This window comes from Enterobacter cloacae complex sp. S3 (assembly GCF_014930495.1).
GTDB classification, from domain to species: Bacteria; Pseudomonadota; Gammaproteobacteria; order Enterobacterales; family Enterobacteriaceae; genus Enterobacter; species Enterobacter asburiae_B.
The window spans coordinates 39,478-60,627 of record NZ_JADBRD010000014.1; the positions used below are offsets into that span (position 1 = coordinate 39,478).

Annotated in this window: 22 protein-coding genes; 10 read left to right on the forward strand and 12 right to left on the reverse strand. The window is 58.0% G+C overall.

The window, feature by feature from the left end:
- Nucleotides 1–24 precede the first annotated feature (24 nt).
- From flhA to IM317_RS07025, 5 genes are all read left to right on the forward strand, one after another.
- Nucleotides 25–2,097: a formate hydrogenlyase transcriptional activator FlhA gene (gene flhA, locus IM317_RS07005; RefSeq protein WP_033146391.1), complete on the forward strand. Its 2,073-nt coding sequence runs from the start codon at nt 25–27 to the stop codon at nt 2,095–2,097.
- 153 nt (nt 2,098–2,250) lie between these two features.
- Nucleotides 2,251–3,249, forward strand: a complete 999-nt coding sequence (locus IM317_RS07010; RefSeq protein WP_033146392.1) for an ABC transporter substrate-binding protein — start codon at nt 2,251–2,253, stop codon at nt 3,247–3,249.
- A complete protein-coding gene (locus IM317_RS07015) occupies nt 3,249–4,286 on the forward strand; it encodes an iron ABC transporter permease (RefSeq protein ID WP_033146393.1) in 1,038 nt (345 codons plus the stop codon). The genes IM317_RS07010 and IM317_RS07015 overlap by 1 nt, the downstream gene beginning before the upstream one ends.
- Entirely contained in the window at nt 4,286–5,047 is a 762-nt protein-coding gene (locus tag IM317_RS07020; RefSeq protein WP_033146394.1) for an ABC transporter ATP-binding protein, read from the forward strand. The genes IM317_RS07015 and IM317_RS07020 overlap by 1 nt, the downstream gene beginning before the upstream one ends.
- Nucleotides 5,048–5,063: 16 nt before the next feature.
- A complete protein-coding gene (locus IM317_RS07025; protein ID WP_033146395.1) occupies nt 5,064–6,284 on the forward strand; it encodes an MFS transporter in 1,221 nt (406 codons plus the stop codon).
- 5 nt (nt 6,285–6,289) lie between these two features.
- On the opposite strand, the gene IM317_RS07030 is transcribed toward IM317_RS07025, so the two are convergent.
- The gene (locus IM317_RS07030; RefSeq protein WP_033146396.1) at nt 6,290–6,634 is read right to left on the reverse strand and encodes a nitrous oxide-stimulated promoter family protein; all 345 of its coding nucleotides are present in this window, start codon (nt 6,632–6,634) and stop codon (nt 6,290–6,292) included.
- 174 nt (nt 6,635–6,808) lie between these two features.
- On the opposite strand from IM317_RS07030, the gene IM317_RS07035 reads away from it, so the two are divergent.
- Together IM317_RS07035 and mutS are read left to right on the forward strand one after the other, a co-directional pair.
- On the forward strand, nt 6,809–7,039 hold the full coding sequence (locus tag IM317_RS07035) for a SymE family type I addiction module toxin (protein WP_023333217.1): 231 nt from the start codon (nt 6,809–6,811) through the stop codon (nt 7,037–7,039).
- A 113-nt stretch (nt 7,040–7,152) separates the two neighbouring features.
- Complete coding sequence (mutS, locus tag IM317_RS07040) at nt 7,153–9,714, forward strand: DNA mismatch repair protein MutS (protein ID WP_033146397.1); 2,562 nt, start codon at nt 7,153–7,155, stop codon at nt 9,712–9,714.
- 91 nt (nt 9,715–9,805) lie between these two features.
- Here mutS and IM317_RS07045 read toward each other — a convergent pair whose 3' ends face one another.
- From IM317_RS07045 to IM317_RS07055, 3 genes are read right to left on the reverse strand one after another with little or no spacing between them, the layout of a single operon-like run.
- Entirely contained in the window at nt 9,806–10,027 is a 222-nt protein-coding gene (locus IM317_RS07045; protein ID WP_033146398.1) for a non-oxidative hydroxyarylic acid decarboxylases subunit D, read from the reverse strand.
- Between the two features lie 10 nt (nt 10,028–10,037).
- Complete coding sequence (locus tag IM317_RS07050) at nt 10,038–11,465, reverse strand: non-oxidative hydroxyarylic acid decarboxylases subunit C (protein ID WP_033146399.1); 1,428 nt, start codon at nt 11,463–11,465, stop codon at nt 10,038–10,040.
- Nucleotides 11,455–12,057, reverse strand: a complete 603-nt coding sequence (locus IM317_RS07055) for a non-oxidative hydroxyarylic acid decarboxylases subunit B (protein WP_033146400.1) — start codon at nt 12,055–12,057, stop codon at nt 11,455–11,457. Before IM317_RS07055 ends, IM317_RS07050 begins: the two co-directional genes overlap by 11 nt.
- Nucleotides 12,058–12,229: 172 nt before the next feature.
- Between IM317_RS07055 and IM317_RS07060 the strand changes: the two genes are divergently transcribed.
- Nucleotides 12,230–12,637: a MarR family winged helix-turn-helix transcriptional regulator gene (locus IM317_RS07060; RefSeq protein WP_033146401.1), complete on the forward strand. Its 408-nt coding sequence runs from the start codon at nt 12,230–12,232 to the stop codon at nt 12,635–12,637.
- On the opposite strand, the gene IM317_RS07065 is transcribed toward IM317_RS07060, so the two are convergent.
- On the reverse strand, nt 12,634–13,521 hold the full coding sequence (locus IM317_RS07065; RefSeq protein ID WP_033146402.1) for a LysR family transcriptional regulator: 888 nt from the start codon (nt 13,519–13,521) through the stop codon (nt 12,634–12,636). The two genes, IM317_RS07060 and IM317_RS07065, sit on opposite strands and share 4 nt — an antisense overlap.
- A 108-nt stretch (nt 13,522–13,629) precedes the next feature.
- Here IM317_RS07065 and IM317_RS07070 point away from each other — a divergent pair, with 108 nt between their 5' ends.
- Nucleotides 13,630–14,832 carry an MFS transporter gene (locus IM317_RS07070; RefSeq protein ID WP_033146403.1) on the forward strand — a complete coding sequence of 401 codons (1,203 nt, stop codon included), beginning with the start codon at nt 13,630–13,632 and terminating at the stop codon, nt 14,830–14,832.
- Nucleotides 14,829–15,206: a DUF4440 domain-containing protein gene (locus IM317_RS07075; protein WP_033146404.1), complete on the forward strand. Its 378-nt coding sequence runs from the start codon at nt 14,829–14,831 to the stop codon at nt 15,204–15,206. Before IM317_RS07070 ends, IM317_RS07075 begins: the two co-directional genes overlap by 4 nt.
- A 52-nt stretch (nt 15,207–15,258) precedes the next feature.
- On the opposite strand, the gene rpoS is transcribed toward IM317_RS07075, so the two are convergent.
- The 7 genes from rpoS to ispD all read right to left on the reverse strand — a co-directional run bounded on the left by rpoS (nt 15,259) and on the right by ispD (nt 21,149).
- Nucleotides 15,259–16,251, reverse strand: coding sequence for an RNA polymerase sigma factor RpoS (rpoS, locus tag IM317_RS07080; RefSeq protein ID WP_008499600.1), 993 nt, complete (start codon nt 16,249–16,251; stop codon nt 15,259–15,261).
- 59 nt (nt 16,252–16,310) lie between these two features.
- Nucleotides 16,311–17,435, reverse strand: a complete 1,125-nt coding sequence (gene nlpD, locus IM317_RS07085) for a murein hydrolase activator NlpD (RefSeq protein WP_033146405.1) — start codon at nt 17,433–17,435, stop codon at nt 16,311–16,313.
- 116 nt (nt 17,436–17,551) lie between these two features.
- Nucleotides 17,552–18,178: a protein-L-isoaspartate(D-aspartate) O-methyltransferase gene (locus IM317_RS07090; protein ID WP_023333224.1), complete on the reverse strand. Its 627-nt coding sequence runs from the start codon at nt 18,176–18,178 to the stop codon at nt 17,552–17,554.
- Nucleotides 18,172–18,933, reverse strand: a complete 762-nt coding sequence (gene surE, locus IM317_RS07095) for a 5'/3'-nucleotidase SurE (RefSeq protein ID WP_033146406.1) — start codon at nt 18,931–18,933, stop codon at nt 18,172–18,174. The genes IM317_RS07090 and surE overlap by 7 nt, the downstream gene beginning before the upstream one ends.
- A complete protein-coding gene (gene truD, locus IM317_RS07100) occupies nt 18,914–19,963 on the reverse strand; it encodes a tRNA pseudouridine(13) synthase TruD (protein WP_033146407.1) in 1,050 nt (349 codons plus the stop codon). Before truD ends, surE begins: the two co-directional genes overlap by 20 nt.
- On the reverse strand, nt 19,960–20,439 hold the full coding sequence (gene ispF, locus IM317_RS07105; protein ID WP_029741541.1) for a 2-C-methyl-D-erythritol 2,4-cyclodiphosphate synthase: 480 nt from the start codon (nt 20,437–20,439) through the stop codon (nt 19,960–19,962). Before ispF ends, truD begins: the two co-directional genes overlap by 4 nt.
- Entirely contained in the window at nt 20,439–21,149 is a 711-nt protein-coding gene (ispD, locus tag IM317_RS07110) for a 2-C-methyl-D-erythritol 4-phosphate cytidylyltransferase (RefSeq protein ID WP_033146408.1), read from the reverse strand. The genes ispF and ispD overlap by 1 nt, the downstream gene beginning before the upstream one ends.
- Nucleotide 21,150: the final 1 nt, after the last annotated feature.

A 21,150-nucleotide genomic window follows, 5' to 3' on the forward strand; every position in this document is an offset into this window, starting at 1 on the left:
TGCCAGTTTCTATTGGAAAGCAATATGCCGTATACACCGATGAGCGATCTTGGACAGCAGGGCCTGTTTGACATCACGCGCACACTTTTACAGCAGCCCGATCTCGGCGCGCTGAGCGATGCCCTGACGCGGCTGGTCAGGCAATCGGCGCTGGCGGACAGCGCCGCGATTGTGCTCTGGCATAGCGGAACGCAGCGCGCGAGCTACTACTCGACGCGTGATAATGGCAAAACGTTTGAATACGAAGACGAAACGTATCTGGCGCATGGCCCGGTGCGCCGCATACTCTCCCGGCCTGAAGTGCTGCACTGCAACTTTGCGGAATTCCGTCAGGCGTGGCCGAAGCTGGCGGAAAGCGACCTCTATCAGCCTTTCGGGCATTACTGCATGTTGCCGCTGGCGGCAGAGGGCCAGATTTTTGGCGGCTGCGAGTTTATCCGCACGACCGACCAGCCCTGGAGCGAGGCGGAATACGAGCGCCTGCATACCTTTACCCAGATTGTGGCCGTCGTCGCGGAGCAGATCCAAAGCCGCGTCACCAATAACGTCGATTACGACCTGCTGAGCCGCGAGCGCGACAACTTCCGCATTCTGGTCGCCATCACCAACGCCGTGCTCTCCCGCCTGGACATGGACGAGCTGGTCAGCGAAGTCTCGAAAGAGATCCACCACTATTTCAAAATCGACGCCATCAGCATTGCGCTGCGCGGCCATCGCAAGGGCAAGCTGAACATCTACTCCACGCACTATCTCGATGAAGCCAACCCGGCTCACGAGCAGAGCGAGGTGGACGAAGCGGGCACCCTTTCCGAGCGGGTCTTCAAAAGCAAAGAGATCCTCCTGCTCAACCTGAACGAGCAGGACCCGGTCGCGCCGTACGAGCGGATGCTGTTTAACACCTGGGGCAATAAAATTCAGACCCTGTGCCTGCTGCCGCTGATGTCCGGCAACACCATGCTGGGCGTGCTGAAGCTGGCGCAGTGCGAGGAGGGCGTGTTTACCACCGCCAATCTGAAGCTGCTGCGCCAGATCGCCGAGCGTATCTCTATTGCCCTGGATAACGCCCTCGCCTATCAGGAAATTCATCGCCTGAAAGAGCGGCTGGTGGATGAGAACCTGGCCCTGACCGAACAGCTCAACAACGTGGACAGCGAGTTTGGTGAAATCATCGGGCGCAGCGACGCCATGTACAGCGTGCTTAAGCAGGTTGAGATGGTGGCGCAAAGCGACAGCACGGTGCTGATTCTGGGCGAAACCGGCACGGGCAAAGAGCTGATAGCCCGCGCCATTCATAACCTGAGCAACCGCAACAGCCGACGGATGGTGAAGATGAACTGCGCCGCGATGCCTGCGGGACTGCTGGAAAGCGATCTGTTCGGCCACGAGCGCGGTGCATTCACCGGGGCCAGCAGCCAGCGGCTTGGCCGTTTTGAGCTGGCGGACAAAAGCTCGCTGTTCCTCGACGAAGTGGGCGATATGCCGCTTGAGCTACAGCCGAAACTGCTGCGCGTCCTGCAGGAGCAGGAGTTTGAGCGCCTGGGCAGCAACAAGCTTATCCAGACCGACGTGCGGCTGATTGCCGCCACCAACCGTGACCTGAAAAAAATGGTCGCCAACCGCGAGTTTCGCAGCGATCTTTACTATCGTCTGAACGTCTTCCCGATCTTCCTGCCGCCGCTGCGCGAGCGCCCGGAAGATATCCCCCTGCTGGTCAAAGCCTTTACCGCGAAGATCGCGCGCCGGATGGGGCGCAACATCGACAGTATTCCTGCCGAGACGTTGCGCACTCTTTCATCGATGGAATGGCCCGGCAACGTGCGCGAGCTGGAAAACGTCATCGAACGCGCGGTGCTGCTGACGCGCGGTAACGTGCTGCAACTCTCCCTGCCTGAGGTTACGCTTCCTGACGTGACCGCGCCCGCCGCCGAGACAGCGAAAGAGGGAGAAGATGAATATCAGCTCATTATGCGCGTGCTGAAAGAGACCAACGGCGTGGTCGCCGGGCCAAAAGGTGCCGCCCAGCGTCTGGGGTTAAAACGCACCACCCTGCTGTCACGCATGAAGCGTCTCGGGATTGATAAAGAGAGCCTCATTTAAGACCTTATTCCGGCGGTGTTTTTCTGACACCGCCTTTTGTTCCCCTGCGTAATTGTCCCTCATTGACACAAAATCGTTTCCTCTGTATAAAATTCCGCCTTAATAATGAGTTTCATTTGCATCAATAATAATTTTAATGAAGGGTAGCGTTTCATGAAAAAGGTCATCTGCGCGTTAGGCCTGGCGATTGCGTCGGTCGGTTCTGCTCTGGCAACCACCTATCCCCTGACGATTGAAAACTGTGGCTACAAAGAGACGTTCACCAAAGCGCCGGAACGCGTCGTGGCCCTGGGCCAGAACACCGTCGAAATTTTGCTCTTGCTGGGCCTGGAAGATAAGGTGAAGGCCAGCGCCTTCTGGCCGACCAAAGTGCTGCCGCAGCTGGCGGAACAGAACGCAAAAATCAAAACCCTGACGGTCGAAATCCCGACCCTTGAATCCGTTCTTGCGCAAAATCCTGACTTTGTCCCGGCGCAGTCCCCGCTGCTGCTGGGGCCTGAAAGTAAGGTCGCAAAACGCGAAGACCTGATGACCCTGGGCGTGAACAGCTACGTGTCGCCGGGCATGTGCGCGACCAAAAAAGCCACCGGCGATATGTACGGCAGCCGCCAGAAGCTGTGGGATATGACGTATCTCTATAAAGAGATTGAGGATTTCGCCAAAATCTTTAACGTTGAAGACCGCGGTCAGGCCGTTATTGCCGATTTCAAAAACCGCGAGGCCGACCTGCGTAAGGAATTCGGCAAGAGTAAAAAAGACCTTTCGTTTGTCTTCTGGTTCTCCAGTTCGTCCCCTTCTGCTGACGCCTACGTCGGCGGTAAAAATAGCCCCTCAGGGTTTATCGCCAGCCTGATGGGCGGCCATAACGCCATTACGTCCGAGACCGAATGGCCAACCGTAGGCTGGGAAAGCATTATTGCCGCCAATCCGGATGTCATTGTGGTGTCCAGCCTGGACCGCAACCGCTGGGCGCTGGATAACGCGGAAGAAAAAATCAAATTCCTGAAGAGCGATCCGGCGGTCAGCCAGCTGGACGCGGTGAAAAAAGGCCATATCGTGGTGATGGACGGCCAGGCGATGAACCCGACGATCCGTACGATTTACGGGGCTGAGCAGGTCGGCGAACAGCTCAGAAAGCTGGGGCTGAACTGATGACAACCGCCGTTCTTCAGGCCCGGCAGAGCCTGGTTCTGACGACCTCGGGTTTGCTCGCCCTGGTACTGTTATCTCTGACGATCGCGCTGAGCGTCAGCGTCGGCGAGTTGTCCATCCCGCTGGATAAGGTGTTTTACGCCATCAGCAATAAAATGGGGCTCACCGAGGTTCCGCTCACCCGCATCTATGAGAGCGTGATCTGGGACTTTCGCCTGAGCCGCGCGCTGGTGGCGGCCTGCTGCGGCGCGGGGCTGGCCATCTGCGGTGCCGTATTGCAGAGCCTGCTGAAGAACGCCCTGGCGGAACCTTACGTGCTCGGCGTGTCGGCAGGTGCCTCAACCGGGGCGGTGTCGGTCGTCGTTTTGGGGATTGGCACGGGTGCGGTGTCGTTGTCTGCCGGGGCCTTTGCCGGGGCGTTCGCCGCCTTTGCGTTTGTCGCGTTTCTGACGAACGGCGCGCGCGGGGGAAATGAACGTACCATTCTGGCTGGCGTTGCCGCCTCACAGCTGTTCAACGCCATTACTGCCTACACCATCAGCACCTCCGCCAGCGCCCAGCAGGCGCGCGACGTGATGTTCTGGCTGCTGGGCAGCTTCAGCGGCGTTCGCTGGCCGGAATTCCAGCTGGCGCTGGTGGTGGTGCTGACTGGATTAGCCGTTTGCCTCTACTATTCCCGGGCGCTGGATGCCTTCACGTTCGGTGATGACGCCGCCGCCTCTTTAGGTATTGCCGTCCCGTGGGTGCGCCTGACGCTCTTTACCACTACCGCGCTGATTACCGCGACGATTGTCAGCATGGCGGGCTCAATCGGCTTTGTCGGGCTGGTGGTCCCGCACGTGATGCGTTTCCTGTTCGGGCCGCTGCACCGCACGCTGCTGATTGCCAGCGCGCTGGCAGGGGCGATCCTGATGGTGCTGGCAGACATTGCCTCGCGCATGCTGATTGCGCCGCAAAGCCTGCCCGTCGGCGTGGTCACCGCGCTGGTTGGCGTGCCTTTCTTTGCCGTGATTATCTACCGTTCAAGGAATAAGTGATGAGTATCTGCGCTGAAAATATTACCTGGAAGGTCGGCAAAAAGGTCATCGTTAACGACGTCTCGCTGAAGGTGTCACGGGGCGAAACGGTAGGGCTGCTTGGCCCTAACGGCTGCGGTAAATCATCGCTTCTGCGCATTCTGGCAGGTCTGCGCCGCCCGGATGCTGGCTGTGTGACGCTGGACGGCCAGGACATCTCCCGCATCGCCAAAAAGCAGCTGGCGCGCCGGGTCGCCTTCGTCGAGCAGCACGGCATGACGGACGCCAACATGCGCGTGCGGGACGTGGTGAAACTCGGGCGTATTCCGCACCACTCCGCTTTTTCCAACTGGAGCAACCACGATGACGAAACCGTCACCGCCGCCCTGCAGCGCGTGGATATGCTGGATAAAAGCGGCCAGGGCTGGCTGAGCCTCTCCGGCGGAGAGCGCCAGCGGGTGCATATTGCCCGCGCGCTGGCTCAGACCCCAACGGAAATCCTGCTGGACGAACCGACCAACCACCTGGACATTCATCATCAGATGCAGCTGATGCAGCTGATCAGCGAATTACCGGTCACCAGCATTGTCGCTATCCACGATCTCAACCACGCCTCGATGTTCTGCGACTCGCTGATTGTGATGCAGAAAGGACAAATTGTGGCGACGGGGACACCGCAGGATATCTTATCCGAGTCGCTGCTGTGGGATGTCTTCCGGGTGAAAACCAAAATCGAGACCTCGCCGTTCCATGGCAAAAAACACATCCACTTTATCGTTTAGGGGCGAGTGAACGACGATGCCCCTTCGCCCTGCCGCCACGCTCTGGCCGCCCGTCTTACTGGGTAGCCAGTTTGTTTTCAACATTGGCTTTTACGCCGTCGTTCCCTTCCTGGCGATATTCCTGCGCGACGACATGCTGCTCTCCGGCGGACTGATCGGGCTGATCCTGGGCCTGCGTACCTTCTCGCAACAGGGGATGTTTATCGTTGGCGGTGCGCTCTCGGACCGGTTTGGCGCGAAAGTGATTATCCTGAGCGGCTGTATTGTTCGTGTTTCAGGCTATCTGCTGCTGGCCTTCGGGGAATCCCTGTGGCCGATTATTCTGGGCGCGTGTCTGACGGGCGTTGGCGGCGCGTTATTCTCCCCCTCGATTGAGGCACTGCTGGCAAAAGCGGGCACTCACAGTGAGGCAAAAGGCAAACGCAGCCGCGCGGAGTGGTTTGCGCTCTTTGCCGTCTGCGGAGAGCTCGGCGCGGTACTGGGCCCGGTTGCTGGCGCCCTGCTCACCGGCCTCGGCTTTCGTCAGGTGGCGCTGGCGGGAGCTGGCGTCTTTATCATTGCGCTAGTGGTGCTCTACTTTTGCCTGCCTGCTGCTGGCCACCGTTCACAGACGCTGAAAATACAGCCCTGGTGGACAACGTTCCGTCAGCCGCGCTTTGTCGCCTTTATCATTGCCTACAGCTCGTGGCTGTTAAGCTATAACCAGCTTTATCTGGCGCTGCCGGTGGAGATCCAGCGTTCTGGCGGTAACGAGAAAGATCTCGGCCCGCTTTTTATGCTGGCCTCCGTTCTGATCATCACCTTACAGCTGCCGCTGGCGCGCTTCGCCCGTCGCGTGGGCGCGGTGAGAATTTTGCCGGTGGGATTTTTGCTCCTTTCAGCCGCCTTTGCGAGCGTGGCGACGTTTGCCCCGATGACGCCGCCGGAAGGCTGGCTGCGCTTACTGCCTTCTGTCTGTTTTGTGACGCTGTTGACGCTGGGGCAAATGCTGCTGGTGCCCTCGGCTAAAGATCTGATCCCTCGGTTTGCGGAGGAATCCACGCTTGGCGCGCACTACGGCGCACTCGCCACCGCCGGAGGCATAGCGGTACTGGCAGGAAACCTGGTGTTTGGCAGCCTGCTGGACCGCGCGCTGGTGCCCTCAACGCAGGCGATGTATCCCTGGCTGCTGCTGGCCCTCTTCCCGCTCTGCAGCGCGCTGGCCCTGAAGGTGATTTGCCGTCCGCTGAGACGCTGAACCGATCACTTTTTCGGACCGTACTTCTCCGGCAGTTCCGGCACGGGACGGCGGTCATCCATCAGATGGCGAACGGTCAGAATGGGATGACGCCATAACATACGCGGGCCTGCCCAGCGCATAACCTGCTTCATCTCTTCACGTCTGGCAGGCTGGTAACAGTGTACGGGGCACTGCTTGCAGGCCGGCTTTTCCTCACCGAAAACGCATTTATCCAGGCGCTTATCGGCATACGCATTGAGCGCCTGATAATACCCTTCCTCCTGAGAGGCCTGTGGACACTGCTTTTCATACAACGCGATCATTTTCGCGATGGTCTCTTTTTCTCGTGAGATGCGTTTACCGGACATAGCGGATTACCGAATAATAAAGTGCATCGATAATACACCTTTCAACACTGGATTTCAGCGGTTGCATTTCGTTTCCTGAAGGCTGATTCCAGTTTTAGCCCTGCACCGGCGAACAATCACTGGTATTTTATACAGCATCAGAAATGACCTTTGTCCGTGTTGTCTGGAGACCCTATGCAAGAGCTCACGATCGGCAAACCCTATCGCCATTTGAAAGTGGGATATTTTAGAAAGCGCCATGAAGACCGCAATACAAAGATACCGAAGCGCTACAGCGTGCATGCGGCGCTGAGCTTGAAAGGTGACTGGCTTGAAAAGGCGGGGTTTACGACCCATTCCCGAGTCAGGGTGGGCGTGGAGCATGGAAAAATTGTCATCGAATTAATGGCGGAAGATGCCTCGTAAAGCCACGACATTTTTCTGCGCCGGACCTTTTTTTCATGCGACAATAGAAGGAACAAACGGCCATTGAGCCCATCAAAACGGTTTATTTTCAAAGAAATGGACATCATAACTCCATGAGCACAATCGACAATTTCGACGCACATACGCCGATGATGCAGCAGTATCTGAAGCTGAAAGCACAGCATCCGGAAATCCTGCTGTTTTACCGTATGGGCGATTTTTACGAGCTGTTTTATGACGATGCTAAGCGTGCATCGCAGCTGCTCGACATCTCGCTGACCAAACGTGGCGCATCGGCAGGCGAGCCCATTCCTATGGCAGGTATCCCGCACCACGCGGTAGAAAACTACCTGGCGAAGCTGGTGAATCAGGGCGAGTCCGTTGCCATCTGCGAACAGATCGGCGATCCGGCGACCTCAAAAGGCCCGGTGGAACGCAAAGTCGTGCGCATCGTTACGCCCGGCACCATCAGTGATGAAGCCCTGTTGCAGGAGCGCCAGGATAACCTGCTGGCAGCGCTGTGGCAGGACGGTAAAGGGTTTGGCTACGCGACGCTGGATATTAGCTCCGGACGTTTTCGTCTGAGTGAACCGGCTGACCGTGAAACGATGGCCGCCGAACTGCAGCGCACCAACCCGGCAGAATTGCTCTATGCCGAAGATTTCGCCGAAATGGCGCTGATTGAAGGTCGTCGCGGGTTGCGCCGTCGTCCGCTGTGGGAATTCGAAATTGATACCGCGCGCCAGCAGCTGAATCTGCAGTTTGGCACCCGCGATCTGATTGGCTTTGGCGTTGAAAACGCCCCGCGCGGGCTATGTGCGGCCGGTTGTCTCCTGCAGTACGTGAAAGATACCCAGCGCACCGCACTGCCGCATATCCGCTCTATCACCATGGAGCGCCAGCAGGACAGCATCATCATGGATGCCGCCACGCGCCGTAACCTGGAGATCACGCAGAACCTGGCGGGTGGCGTAGAAAATACGCTCGCGTCGGTCCTCGACAGTACGGTAACGCCAATGGGCAGCCGCATGCTGAAACGCTGGCTGCATATGCCGATCCGCGATACCGAGACGCTGGTTTGCCGTCAGCAGACGATTGCCGCGCTGCAGGATCGCTATACCGAACTGCAGCCGGTTCTGCGCCAGGTGGGCGATCTGGAGCGTATCCTTGCGCGTCTGGCACTTCGAACAGCACGACCACGCGATCTCGCGCGGATGCGTCATGCTTTCCAGCAGCTGCCGGAACTGCGCGCGCAGCTGAGTGACGTTGACAGCGCGCCGGTACAGAAACTCCGCGAAACCATGGGCGAATTTACCGAGCTTCGCGAACTGCTGGAGCGCGCTATTATCGATGCGCCTCCGGTTCTGGTGCGTGATGGCGGCGTGATTGCCCCAGGCTACAACGAGGAGCTGGACGAATGGCGCGCGCTGGCCGACGGTGCGACGGACTACCTCGATAAGCTGGAAATCCGCGAGCGCGAGCGTCTTGGGCTCGACACACTGAAAGTGGGGTATAACGCGGTACACGGTTACTACATTCAGATTAGCCGCGGGCAGAGCCACCTGGCGCCGATTCACTACGTGCGTCGCCAGACGTTGAAAAACGCCGAACGCTACATCATTCCTGAACTGAAAGAGTACGAAGACAAAGTCCTCACCTCGAAAGGCAAGGCGCTGGCCCTGGAAAAACAGCTGTATGACGAGCTGTTCGACATGCTAATGCCGCACCTGGGCGACCTGCAGCAGAGCGCCAGCGCGCTGGCGGAGCTGGACGTGCTGGTGAATCTGGCAGAACGCGCTGAAACGCTGAACTACACCTGCCCAACCTTTACCGACAAGCCCGGCATTCGCATAACCGAAGGCCGTCACCCGGTGGTAGAACAGGTGCTGAACGAACCGTTCATCGCCAACCCGCTGAGCCTGTCACCGCAGAGAAGAATGTTGATCATTACCGGTCCGAACATGGGCGGTAAGAGTACCTATATGCGTCAGACGGCGCTGATTGCGCTGCTTGCGTATATCGGCAGCTACGTCCCGGCGCAAAACGTGGAGATTGGCCCCATCGACCGTATCTTTACCCGCGTCGGGGCAGCGGACGATCTGGCGAGCGGTCGCTCAACCTTCATGGTCGAGATGACCGAAACGGCAAACATTCTGCATAACGCGACGGAGCACAGCCTGGTGCTGATGGACGAGGTCGGACGCGGAACGTCAACCTACGATGGTCTGTCGCTGGCATGGGCCTGTGCGGAAAGCCTTGCGAATAAAATCAAGGCCATGACGCTGTTTGCCACCCACTATTTCGAACTTACGCAGCTGCCGGAGAAAATGGAAGGGGTTGCGAACGTTCATCTGGATGCGCTGGAGCACGGCGATACCATTGCCTTCATGCACACGGTGCAGGATGGCGCGGCGAGCAAGAGCTATGGCCTGGCCGTCGCGGCGCTGGCAGGTGTGCCGAAAGAGGTGATCAAGCGCGCGCGTCAGAAACTGCGTGAACTGGAAAGCCTGTCACCGAATGCGGCGGCGACGCAGATTGATGGTACGCAGATGTCGCTGTTGGTGCCTGCGGAAGAGACGTCGCCTGCGGTGGAAGCGCTGGAGAACCTCGACCCGGATTCACTGACGCCGCGTCAGGCGCTGGAGTGGATTTACAGGTTGAAGAGTCTGGTTTAGTTTTCTGCGGTCTGTTTTGTCGGGTGGCGGCTTCGCCTTACCCGACCTACAAAACCGTAGGCCCGGTAAGCGCAGCGCCACCGGACTTTTTTTACAGCAGCGGCGGGATCGTCGGCACCTGCGGCGCCTCGTCAATATCCTTCTGCGTCATGCGGAACGCTTCCGGGTAATGCTCGCGGCTGGTACGGCGCAGCGGTTCAGTATTACGCCAGGTATACAAACAATGCTGGCACTGGTAAACGGTCCAGACCCCTTTTACCGGCGACGTCGCCATCACTTCAATATGCTCATCGGCACAACGTGGACAAATCATCTTTTCCTCCTTATTGGCGTGCTGCCAGCATCGCGGTCAGTTTTTCAGCCCAGGCTTTAGTTTCAGGCAGATCCTGTACCGGCTGGCTGTATCGACCCCGGGTGTCCGGCGCGACAGGCGTGGTGGCATCGATAATCAGTTTGTCGGTAATGCCAGCCGGGCTGGAGCCCGGATCGAGTTCAAGGACCGACATGTTCGGCAGTTGCACCAGATCGCCTGCCGGGTTCACTTTCGACGACAGCGCCCACATCACCTGCGGGAGGTTGAACGGATCGACATCCTCATCCACCATAATTACCATCTTCACGTAGCCCAGACCGTGCGGCGTGGTCATGGCGCGTAAACCCACCGCGCGGGCAAAACCGCCGTAGCGTTTTTTGGTGGAGATAATCGCCAGCAGACCATGGGTGTACATCGCGTTCACCGCCTGCACTTCCGGGAATTCCGCTTTCAGCTGCTGGTAGAGCGGCACGCAGGTGGCCGGTCCCATCAGATAGTCAATCTCGGTCCACGGCATGCCGAGGTAAAGGGATTCGAAAATCGGCCTGGTGCGGGAAGAGACTTTGTCGATACGGACCACCGTCATGTTACGGCCACCGGAATAGTGTCCGGTAAACTCGCCGAATGGCCCCTCGATTTCACGCTTGCGGCCTTCAATCACCCCTTCCAGGATCACTTCAGACCCCCACGGCACATCGAAGCCGGTCAGCGGCGCGGTGGCAATCGGGTACGGGCTTTCACGCAGCGCGCCGGCCATTTCATACTCGGACTGATCGTATTTCAGCGGCGTGGCGCCCATCAGGGTGATGATCGGGTCGTTGCCCAGCGTAATCGCAATCGGCAGGTCTTCACCGCGCTCTTCCGCCTTGTGCAGATGCAGGGCGATATCGTGCATCGGAACAGGCTGCAGGCCGAGCTTGCGCTTGCCCTTCACTTCCATGCGGTAGATCCCGACGTTCTGCTTGCCGAAGTTGTCCGGGTCGAGCGGATCGCGCGAGACAACGCACGCTTTATCGAGATAAAAACCGCCGTCACCGTCGTTCAGACGAAACAGCGGCAGGATATCGAACAGGTTAATGTCTTCACCGTCCACCGTATTCTGCGCCCAGGCCGGGTTGGCGCGACGCTCCGGCGTGACGGGGAATTTATCCCAGCGGCGGATAAATTCGTCGATCTGTTTTTTTACCGGAGTGTTCGCAGGCAGCCCCATCGAAATGGCGTGGTTCTGCCAGGAGCCGATGGTGTTCATCACCACGCGGGCATCGGTAAAGCCACGAATGTTGTCGAACCACAGCGCGGGCGCGCCGTCGCCAATGCGGCCGGTCGCGTTGGCTGCCGCCGCCAGATCGGGCTCGGCGTTAACCTCTTCCTCAATTTTCAGCAGCTGCCCTTGCTCATCGAGCGCCTGCAGGAAGCTTCTCAAATCATCAAATGCCATTTTTATTCTCCTGTGAAAAATGTTTCGCCTCCCGCAGCCCGTTCCAGCGGCGCGCCTTTTTATGCTCCAGCCCGAACTGATCGAGCACGCGGGTCACGATGTGCTGGGTAATGTCATCTGCGGTTTGTGGGTGGTTGTAATACGCAGGCATGGGCGGCACCATCGACACGCCCATGCGGGAAAGTGCGAGCATGTTCTCGAGATGAATAGTGCTGAGCGGCGTTTCACGGGGAACCAGCACCAGCTTGCGCCCCTCTTTCAGCACCACGTCAGCCGCGCGTCCCACCAGCCCTTCGGCGTAGCCCGCGCGGATCCCCGCGAGCGTTTTCATGCTGCAGGGAATGACGATCATACCGTCGGCGCGAAACGAGCCGGAGGAGATGGTGGCGGCCTGGTCAGCCGGACTGTGGACAACGTCAGCCAGGGCAGCAACGTCCTGCGCGGTGTAGGGCGTTTCCAGCTCAATGGTGGTTTTTGCCCACTTAGACATGACCAGATGCGTCTCCACCTCCGGCATTTCCCGCAGCGCCTGCAGCAGCGCCACGCCCAGCGGTGCGCCCGTTGCCCCCGTCATTCCCACTATCAATCTCATTCATCACCTCAATATTTTGTTCGTGTACGAACATTATAAATAAGCTACTCCAGGATCGTTTACCTGACAAGATCGTTCGCATACGATCACACGAATGGCTAAAAGATGCCGCGTTAAAATTGAGAGCAATAGCGGCTATCATAGGGGAGAGATTTTTTCCGTCGGAGTGTTCATGGAACTAAGACAAGAGGCGTTCCACCTGTTACGTCAGCTTTTTCAACAGCATACCGCGCAGTGGCAACATGCCTTACCGGAACTGACCAAGCCACAGTATGCGGTGATGCGCTCTATTGCCGAGCATCCGGGTATTGAACAGGTGGCGTTGACCGAAGTGGCGGTCAGCACGAAAGCGACCCTGGCGGAGATGCTCAGCCGCATGGAGGCGCGCGGGCTGGTGAAACGCGAGCACGATCCGGCTGACAAGCGCCGCCGGTTTGTCTTCCTGACCCCAGAAGGTGAAGCCCTGCTTGCAGGCTGTAAACCGCTTGGCAACGAGGTGGATGAGGCGTTTTTAGGACGTCTTAACAAGGCCGAGCGGGAGCAGTTCTCTGCGCTCATCAAAAAGATGATGCACGATTAATTCACGCTGGTGCGCATAAAATCGATAAACGTGCGCACCTTCGCCGTCACGTGCCGGGCATCGGGATAAACCGCATAGATGCCCTGCTGCGCAAAGGTATATCCCGGTAAAACCGGGACCAGTTTTCCCGCATCAAGCGCATCGCGCGCCAGCCATTCCGGCAGTAACGCCACGCCTCCGCCAGCAAGTGCAAAGGCCATAAGAGCCTGCGCGCTGTCGGCAAACAGGCGCGGCGCTTTTTTTATCTCCAGCGTTTCAGGCGCACCGCTGGCATCCTTCACCTGCCAGCGCAGCGGCGAGGCCAGGCGCTCGTGAATAATCCAGTCCGCGTGGGCCAGCTGCGCAAGCGTTTCGATCGGATGGTTAACGAGCCACCCGGGCGTCGCGACGGGGAGAATCGAGAAGTGCGAAATCAGCGCGGCGTGGTTGCGCGAATCGGCAAGCGTTCCCAGCCGGATAGCTACGTCAAAGCGCTCCGAGATAAGGTCGGCGTGCAGGGAGGACGAAACATGCCGCACGCGAAGAGCCGGGTGCTGCTGGCTAAACCTGGCCAGCAACGGCACCACCACCTGTGAACCATACTCGGGCGTCGTCGTGATCCGCAGTTCGCCAGTGAGCCCCGCATGATTCGCACGGACATCATCCTGCAGCCGTTCCGCATCCTTCAGAAGCGCCACGCTGCGCTGATGAAAGAGCGCGCCCGCCTCGGTTAACGTCAGGCGGCGGGTGGAGCGCAGCAGCAGCGTAACGCCCAGCTCATCTTCAAGTTGGCGAATATTGAAGCTGACCACGGCTTTTGTCAGCCCCATTGCCTCGCCTGCGGCAGTGAAACTGCCGGTATCGGCCACCGCGACAAACATCTGCGTTCGCTGTAGGTTAATCATCATCACGCCTTTTACTGTCAAAATATTTTTGACAGTATATCGCGCTTTGTCAGGTTTATCCGTGCTTCCCGGATCGATACGATACGCCACCTCACCGGAGGATCCACCATGACGTATCGCAGCAAAGTCGCCGTTGTCTATCTGCTGGGCTTTTTTCTTGATTTGATCAACATGTTCATTGCCAGCGTCGCCTTCCCGGCAATGGCTCACGCCTTTAACACCACGCCTTCAGCCCTTGCCTGGGTCAGTAACGGGTACATTGCCGGCCTGACGCTGGTGATCCCGTTTAGCAGCGTGCTCACGCGCCGCATCGGGCCAAAGCGCGTCATCCTGCTCTCGCTTTTTCTGTTCAGCGCAGCCTCCGCAGCGGCAGGCCTGTCTGCAACGCTTGAAAGTCTGATCGCCTGGCGAGTGCTTCAGGGCGTGGGAGGGGGCTTACTGATCCCCGTCGGGCAGGCGCTGACCTGGCAACAGTTTAAGCCTCACGAGCGTGCCCGACTCTCCTCGGCGGTGATGCTGGTCGCGTTGCTTGCCCCGGCCTGCTCTCCTGCGATAGGAGGACTGCTGGTGCAGACGCTCAGCTGGCGATGGATATTTTTCGCCACGCTACCGGTCGCTATCGTGACCTTTGTTTTGGCCTGCCTGTGGCTTAAACACGAAATGCCCGCGATGAAAGCGGCCAGACTGCTAAACCTGTCGTTGCTCGCGGACCCGCTTTTGCGTTTTTCCATGCTTGTTTATATCTGCGTACCCGGCATGTTTATTGGGGTGAACGTCACGGGCATGTTTTATCTTCAGCATGTGGCGAACATGAGCCCAGCCGCAACGGGGATGCTCATGCTGCCGTGGTCCGTGGCATCCTTTATCGCCATCACGGCAACGGGACGCTATTTTAACCGCATCGGCCCCCGGCCGCTGATCGTCATCGGCTGCCTGCTGCAGGCGACGGGTATTCTGCTTTTGATTAACGTCAGTTCGGCGACGCTGCTGCCTGCCGCTGCGTTTATCCTGATGGGCGCGGGGGGAAGCCTGTGCAGCAGTACGGCTCAAAGCAGCGCTTTTCTGACGACGCGCCGGGAAGAGATGCCGGATGCCAGCGCGCTGTGGAATCTTAATCGGCAGCTGAGCTTTTTTGCCGGTGCCCTGCTGCTGGCGCAGGCGCTGAGCCTGGCGCAGACCTGGCTGACACCGCTCGCCGCATGGCACGGAATGTTTATTTTTGCCGCAGGCATGACCTTGCTGCCTGTACCGTACGTTTTTCGTCTCAACAATACGCAGGTGCTCACCCAGCTGCGACAGGAGAATTCATGACGCCTTTCGAACACGACATTATCGACCTCCACATTGCGCTTGAAGACTGGTTAGGCAAAGGTGAAGGTGATTCCGACGCCCTGCTCGCCCGCTTCAGCCCAGATTTTCTGATGATCCCGCCGGGCGGCGTTCAGATCGACTATATCGGTCTTGCCAGTTTTCTGGAAAACCAGCGCGGAAGCCGTTCAGGACTGAAGATCGTCATTGACGAATTGTCCACGATCCAGCGCTGGGATCGTGGCGCGGTGCTCCACTACCGGGAGACGCAAACCCGGCCGGACCTGCCCGCCAACGTGCGCTGGTCAACCGCGGTGCTCAATCAGGAAGGCGATCGGATAGTGTGGCGTCTGCTGCACGAAACGGCTAAGCCGTAGCGCAAAAGAAAAAGGCCCGTCTCACGACGGGCCTTTTTTGACGAAAGGTTGCTTATTCGCGGAACAGCGCTTCGATGTTCAGACCTTGCCCCTGCAGGATTTCACGCAGGCGGCGCAGACCTTCAACCTGAATCTGACGAACACGTTCACGGGTCAGGCCAATTTCGCGGCCGACGTCTTCCAGTGTCGCAGCTTCATACCCCAGTAAACCGAAACGACGTGCCAGCACTTCACGCTGTTTGGCGTTCAGCTCGAACAGCCATTTGACGATGCTCTGCTTCATGTCATCGTCCTGCGTGGTGTCTTCCGGACCGTTGTCTTTTTCATCGGCCAGGATGTCCAGCAGCGCTTTTTCGGAGTCGCCACCCAGCGGGGTGTCAACGGAGGTAATGCGCTCGTTGAGACGCAGCATACGGCTTACGTCATCAACCGGTTTATCGAGTTGCTCAGCAATTTCTTCTGCGCTTGGCTCGTGGTCCAGTTTATGGGACAACTCGCGCGCGGTGCGCAGATAAACGTTCAACTCTTTGACGATGTGAATCGGCAGGCGGATCGTACGGGTCTGGTTCATAATAGCCCGTTCGATGGTCTGACGAATCCACCAGGTCGCGTAGGTTGAGAAACGGAACCCGCGTTCCGGGTCAAACTTCTCAACTGCGCGGATGAGACCTAAGTTGCCCTCTTCAATCAGATCCAGCAGAGCCAGACCACGATTGCCGTAACGGCGGGCAATTTTCACGACCAGTCGCAGGTTACTTTCAATCATGCGACGACGCGAGGCTACATCACCACGCAAAGCACGACGTGCGAAATAGACTTCTTCTTCGGCCGTTAGCAGTGGGGAGTAACCAATCTCCCCAAGGTAAAGCTGAGTCGCGTCCAGTACACGCTGTGTGGCACCCTGCGATAACAGCTCTTCTTCAGCCAAATCGTTATCACTGGGTTCCTCTTCTACTAAGGCTTTTTCGTCAAAAGCCTCTACTCCGTTCTCATCAAATTCCGCGTCTTCATTTAAATCATGAACTTTCAGCGTATTCTGACTCATAAGGTGGCTCCTACCCGTGATCCCTGAACGAGACACCCTGGCTGGCATGCCCCGTCAAATTATCGCTGCGGCAAATACTGCAGCGGGTTTACGGATTTCCCCTTGTAACGAATTTCAAAATGCAAGCGTGTAGAACTGGTTCCGGTGCTACCCATGGTAGCGATTTTTTGCCCCGCCTTAACTTCTTGTTGTTCCCGGACCAGCATTGTGTCGTTATGGGCGTAGGCACTCAGGTAATCATCGTTATGTTTGATGATAATAAGATTACCGTAACCGCGCAGAGCGTTACCGGCATACACAACGCGCCCGTCTGCGGTCGCGATGATAGCCTGTCCTTTACTCCCTGCGATGTCGATCCCTTTATTTCCCCCCTCGGAGGAAGAGAAGTTCTCGATAACCTTGCCGTCAGTTGGCCAGCGCCATGCAGAAATTGGCGAACTGGAGGTCATACTGCTGGCAGTCGGTTCAGTAGAGCTAACCACAGGTGCCGTAACCGGTGCTGTGACAACAGTCGCAGTACCTTTATTATTCGGCAACATTTTGTTAGCAGTCTGATCACCTGAATCCTCAGAATACGTAATTACAGGTTGTGAAGCAACCACCGTGGTGGATTTTTGTGCAGGCTTAACGCTGTTATTTTGAGCCGTCACATCGGCCGCTGAAACGGTGTTGCCAGGCGTAAGCGGCGTGCCCGTCGCGTTGCCAACCTGGAGCGTTTGCCCGACTTCCAGACCGTATGGGGCCTGGACGTTATTGCGCTGCGCGAGGTCACGGAAATCGTTCCCGGTAATCCACGCAATGTAGAACAGCGTATCCCCGCGTTTCACGGTATAGGTGCTGCCACCGGTATAGCTGCCTTTCGGAATGTTCCCATACTGACGGTTATAGACTATGCGGCCATTCTGGGTCTGAACAGGCTGTTCCACTGGCTGAATCTGCGTCGGCTGCGTCATTGGACGCTGAACCGGCTGGATTGGCGGATTTTGTTGCGCCGTAGAGGTACCCATTTTAGGCGGAGGAGTGATCAACATTCCGCCGGACGTGTTACCCGAGCCGCTGTTTCCGCCGACAGAACTGACGGGCGCAGGCGCGTTATTAGAACTTGTACAGCCTGCCAGCCAGAGCGAAACCAGTGATAATGCCGCAACACGGCTGATGGTGAATTTAGGGCTTCCCGCGCTCATTTATCCCCCAGGAATGTGTTAACTACCAGTGACTTAAAATTTACCGTGATGGCACGAATCTTTCGCGCCACACCATACGCTGAATTTGCCTTAATAACCCTGGATAATTCCGAGTCTCAGGCCAACTCCCCCTTTACCAGAGGCACAAAGCGCACGGCTTCCACGGTGTCGATAATAAACTCGCCGCCGCGCCGACGAACGCGCTTCAAAAGCTGCTGCTCGTCCCCGACGGGCAGAACAAGAATGCCCCCCTCATCCAGCTGCGACAACAGGGCCGCAGGAATTTCAGGCGGGGCCGCCGTCACGATGATCGCGTCAAACGGCGCGCGCGCCTTCCAACCCTGCCATCCATCACCGTGTCGTGTCGAAACATTATGTAAATCAAGTTGTTTCAGGCGACGACGCGCCTGCCACTGTAAACCTTTAATCCGCTCAACGGAGCATACATGATGAACCAGATGCGCCAGGATCGCGGTCTGATACCCCGACCCGGTGCCAATCTCCAGCACGCGGGAGTCAGGCGTCAGCTCCAGCAGCTCCGTCATGCGCGCCACCATGTAAGGCTGCGAAATCGTCTGGCCCTGTCCGATGGGCAGCGCCACGTTTTCCCACGCTTTGTGTTCAAACGCCTCATCTACAAATTTCTCACGCGGAACCTGAGCAAGCGCTTCAAGCACGTGCTCGTCGCGGATCCCCTGCGCGCGGAGTTGTTCCAGAAGAGTTTGTACACGTTTGTTTACCATTGCGCGTTCACTCCTGCGCGTTCCAGCCAGCTCGTTACTACATCATGCGCGCTATACGCGGTTAAATCTACGTGCAGCGGGGTAACCGAAACATAGCCTTCCTCCACGGCGGCAAAGTCGGTATCCGGACCCGCATCGCACTTATCGCCGGGAGGGCCAATCCAGTAAAGCGTGTTGCCGCGAGGATCCTGCTGCGGGATCACCTGATCGGCAGGATGTCGGCTTCCGCAACGGGTGACGCGAATGCCTTTAATTTCATCGAGAGGAAGATCCGGCACGTTGATGTTGAGGATGCGCCCGGTACGCAACGGCTCGCGGCCGAGCGCCCGCAGGATCGAACAGGTCACCGCGGCGGCGGTGTCGTAGTGCGTGTGGCCGTTTAACGAGACCGCCAGCGCCGGGAACCCCAGATGGCGCCCTTCCATTGCGGCCGCCACGGTGCCGGAGTAAATCACGTCATCGCCGAGGTTAGGACCGGCGTTAATGCCGGAAACAACGATATCCGGACGCGGCCGCATCAGCGCGTTCACGCCCAGAAAAACGCAGTCGGTTGGCGTGCCCATCTGCACGGCAATATCGCCATTTTCAAAGGTAAAGGTGCGAAGCGACGACTCCAGCGTCAGTGAGTTAGACGCTCCACTGCGGTTACGATCGGGCGCCACGACCTGCACGTCCGCGAATTCGCGGAGGTGTTTCGCCAGGGTCTGAATGCCTGGCGCGTGGATACCGTCATCGTTACTCAGCAATATTCGCATAATCACCCGAGGTGTTGATAAGTTCCCTGACAACACTGGTGGCAAAGCTACCTGCCGGTAGCCAGAAGCGTAACTCGACGGTCACGTCATCCCACCAGTTCCAGCTTAACTGCTGCGGGTAGAGCAGCATCGCGCGGCGTGCCGCCTCGACTTTTTCCCGCACCAGCAAGGATTGCAATTCTGGCGCATCCGCTACGGCTAACTGCTCGGCAGCCAGCGCGTCGCCCTGCGTTCCCCAGTCGCCCGTACCGGGCAGCGCGGCGGTAATCATCAGCGCTTTTGCGTCCACGCGCGACTGCACATCGGCCATTTCTTCGGCCGTTGCCACAAACCAGCTTCCGCGTCCCGCTAATTGTAGCGCATCGCCAACAACAACTTGATTCGCGTCCGGTTTTTTCAGCCTTTCGCTCACAATCTGATTAAACAACGCGCTGCGGGCCGCCGACAACCAAAAACTGCGTTTATTCCTGTCGCGCACCGGGGCATCGCTTTGCGCCCAGCGCAGCGCACCCTGCAGGTTGCTGCCGCCAATGCCAAAGCGCTGCGCGCCAAAGTAGTTCGGTACACCGCGTTCACTGATCGCGTTCAGACGTTTTTCAACGTCTTCGCGGTGAGACACTTCACGCAGCACCAGCGTAAAGTCGTTCCCCTTCAACGCCCCCAGACGCAGTTTGCGCTTGTGGCGGGCGAATTCCAGTACCTTACAGCCTTCAAGCTCAAATTTGCTTAAATCAGGCATCGTATTGCCGGGAACGCGCGCGCAGAGCCACTGTTCCGTGACGGCGTGTTTATCTTTCTGTCCGGCAAAGCTCACTTCGCGGGCATGGATTTTGAGGAATTTTGCCAGCGCGTCGGCCACAAAGCGGGTATTGCAGCCATTTTTCAGAATACGCACCAGGATATGTTCGCCTTCGCCATCCGGCTCAAAGCCCAGATCCTCCACCACGAGGAAATCTTCCGGGCTGGCTTTCAGCACCCCGTTCCCCTGCGGTTTACCGTGCAGGTATGTCAGGTTGTCGAAGTCTGTCATTTGCTCGCCTTCAGCAGCAGCGCCACGGCTTCACAGGCAATTCCTTCTCCACGCCCGGTAAAGCCCAGCTTCTCGGTCGTCGTCGCTTTAACGTTCACGTCGTCCATATGGCAGCCCAGATCTTCTGCAATAAACACGCGCATCTGCGGAATATGCGGCAGCATTTTCGGGGCCTGGGCAATAATCGTCACGTCGACGTTGCCGAGGGTGTAGCCTTTCGCCTGAATGCGTCGCCACGCTTCGCGCAGCAGTTCGCGGCTGTCCGCCCCTTTAAATGCCGGGTCGGTGTCCGGGAACAGCTTGCCGATATCACCCAGCGCGGCAGCGCCCAACAGCGCGTCGGTCAGCGCATGCAGTGCCACGTCGCCATCAGAATGCGCCAGCAGTCCTTTTTCATAGGGAATGCGCACGCCGCCAATGATAATTGGGCCTTCTCCGCCAAAGGCGTGTACATCAAAACCGTGTCCAATTCGCATTATGCCTTCTCCTGATGGGTCGAACGGGTAAGATAAAATTCCGCAAGCTGTAAATCTTCCGGACGCGTCACTTTAATATTATCAGCGCGTCCTTCAACAAGCTCAGGGTGGAAACCGCAATACTCCAGCGCGGAGGCTTCGTCCGTGATGGTCGCACCTTCTTTAAGCGCTCGCGTTAAGCAGCCGTGGAGTAATTCGCGGGGGAAAAATTGTGGCGTCAGCGCGTGCCATAAATCGACGCGATCGACGGTGTGGGCGATAGCCTGTTTGCCCGGCTCGGCGCGCTTCATGGTGTCGCGCACCGGCGCGGCCAGAATCCCGCCAACCTTGCTTGTTTCGCTTAGCGCCAGCAGGCGCGCAAGATCGTCCTGATGCAGGCACGGACGCGCTGCGTCATGTACCAGCACCCACGACGCGTTTCCGGCGGCCTGAATGCCCGCCAGCACGGAATCGGCGCGTTCGGCGCCACCGTCAACGACGGTAATGTGTGGATGATTTGCCAGCGGCAGCTGCGCGAAGCGCGCATCGCCAGGGCTGATAGCGATGATCACACGCGTCACCCGCGGGTGCGCCAGCAGCGCCGCCACGGCGTGCTCGAGGATCGTTTTATCGCCAATAGAGAGGTACTGCTTGGGACATTCTGTCTGCATGCGCCGGCCAAAACCTGCGGCCGGCACCACGGCGCATACGTCCGAAAAAGTTACTGCCATG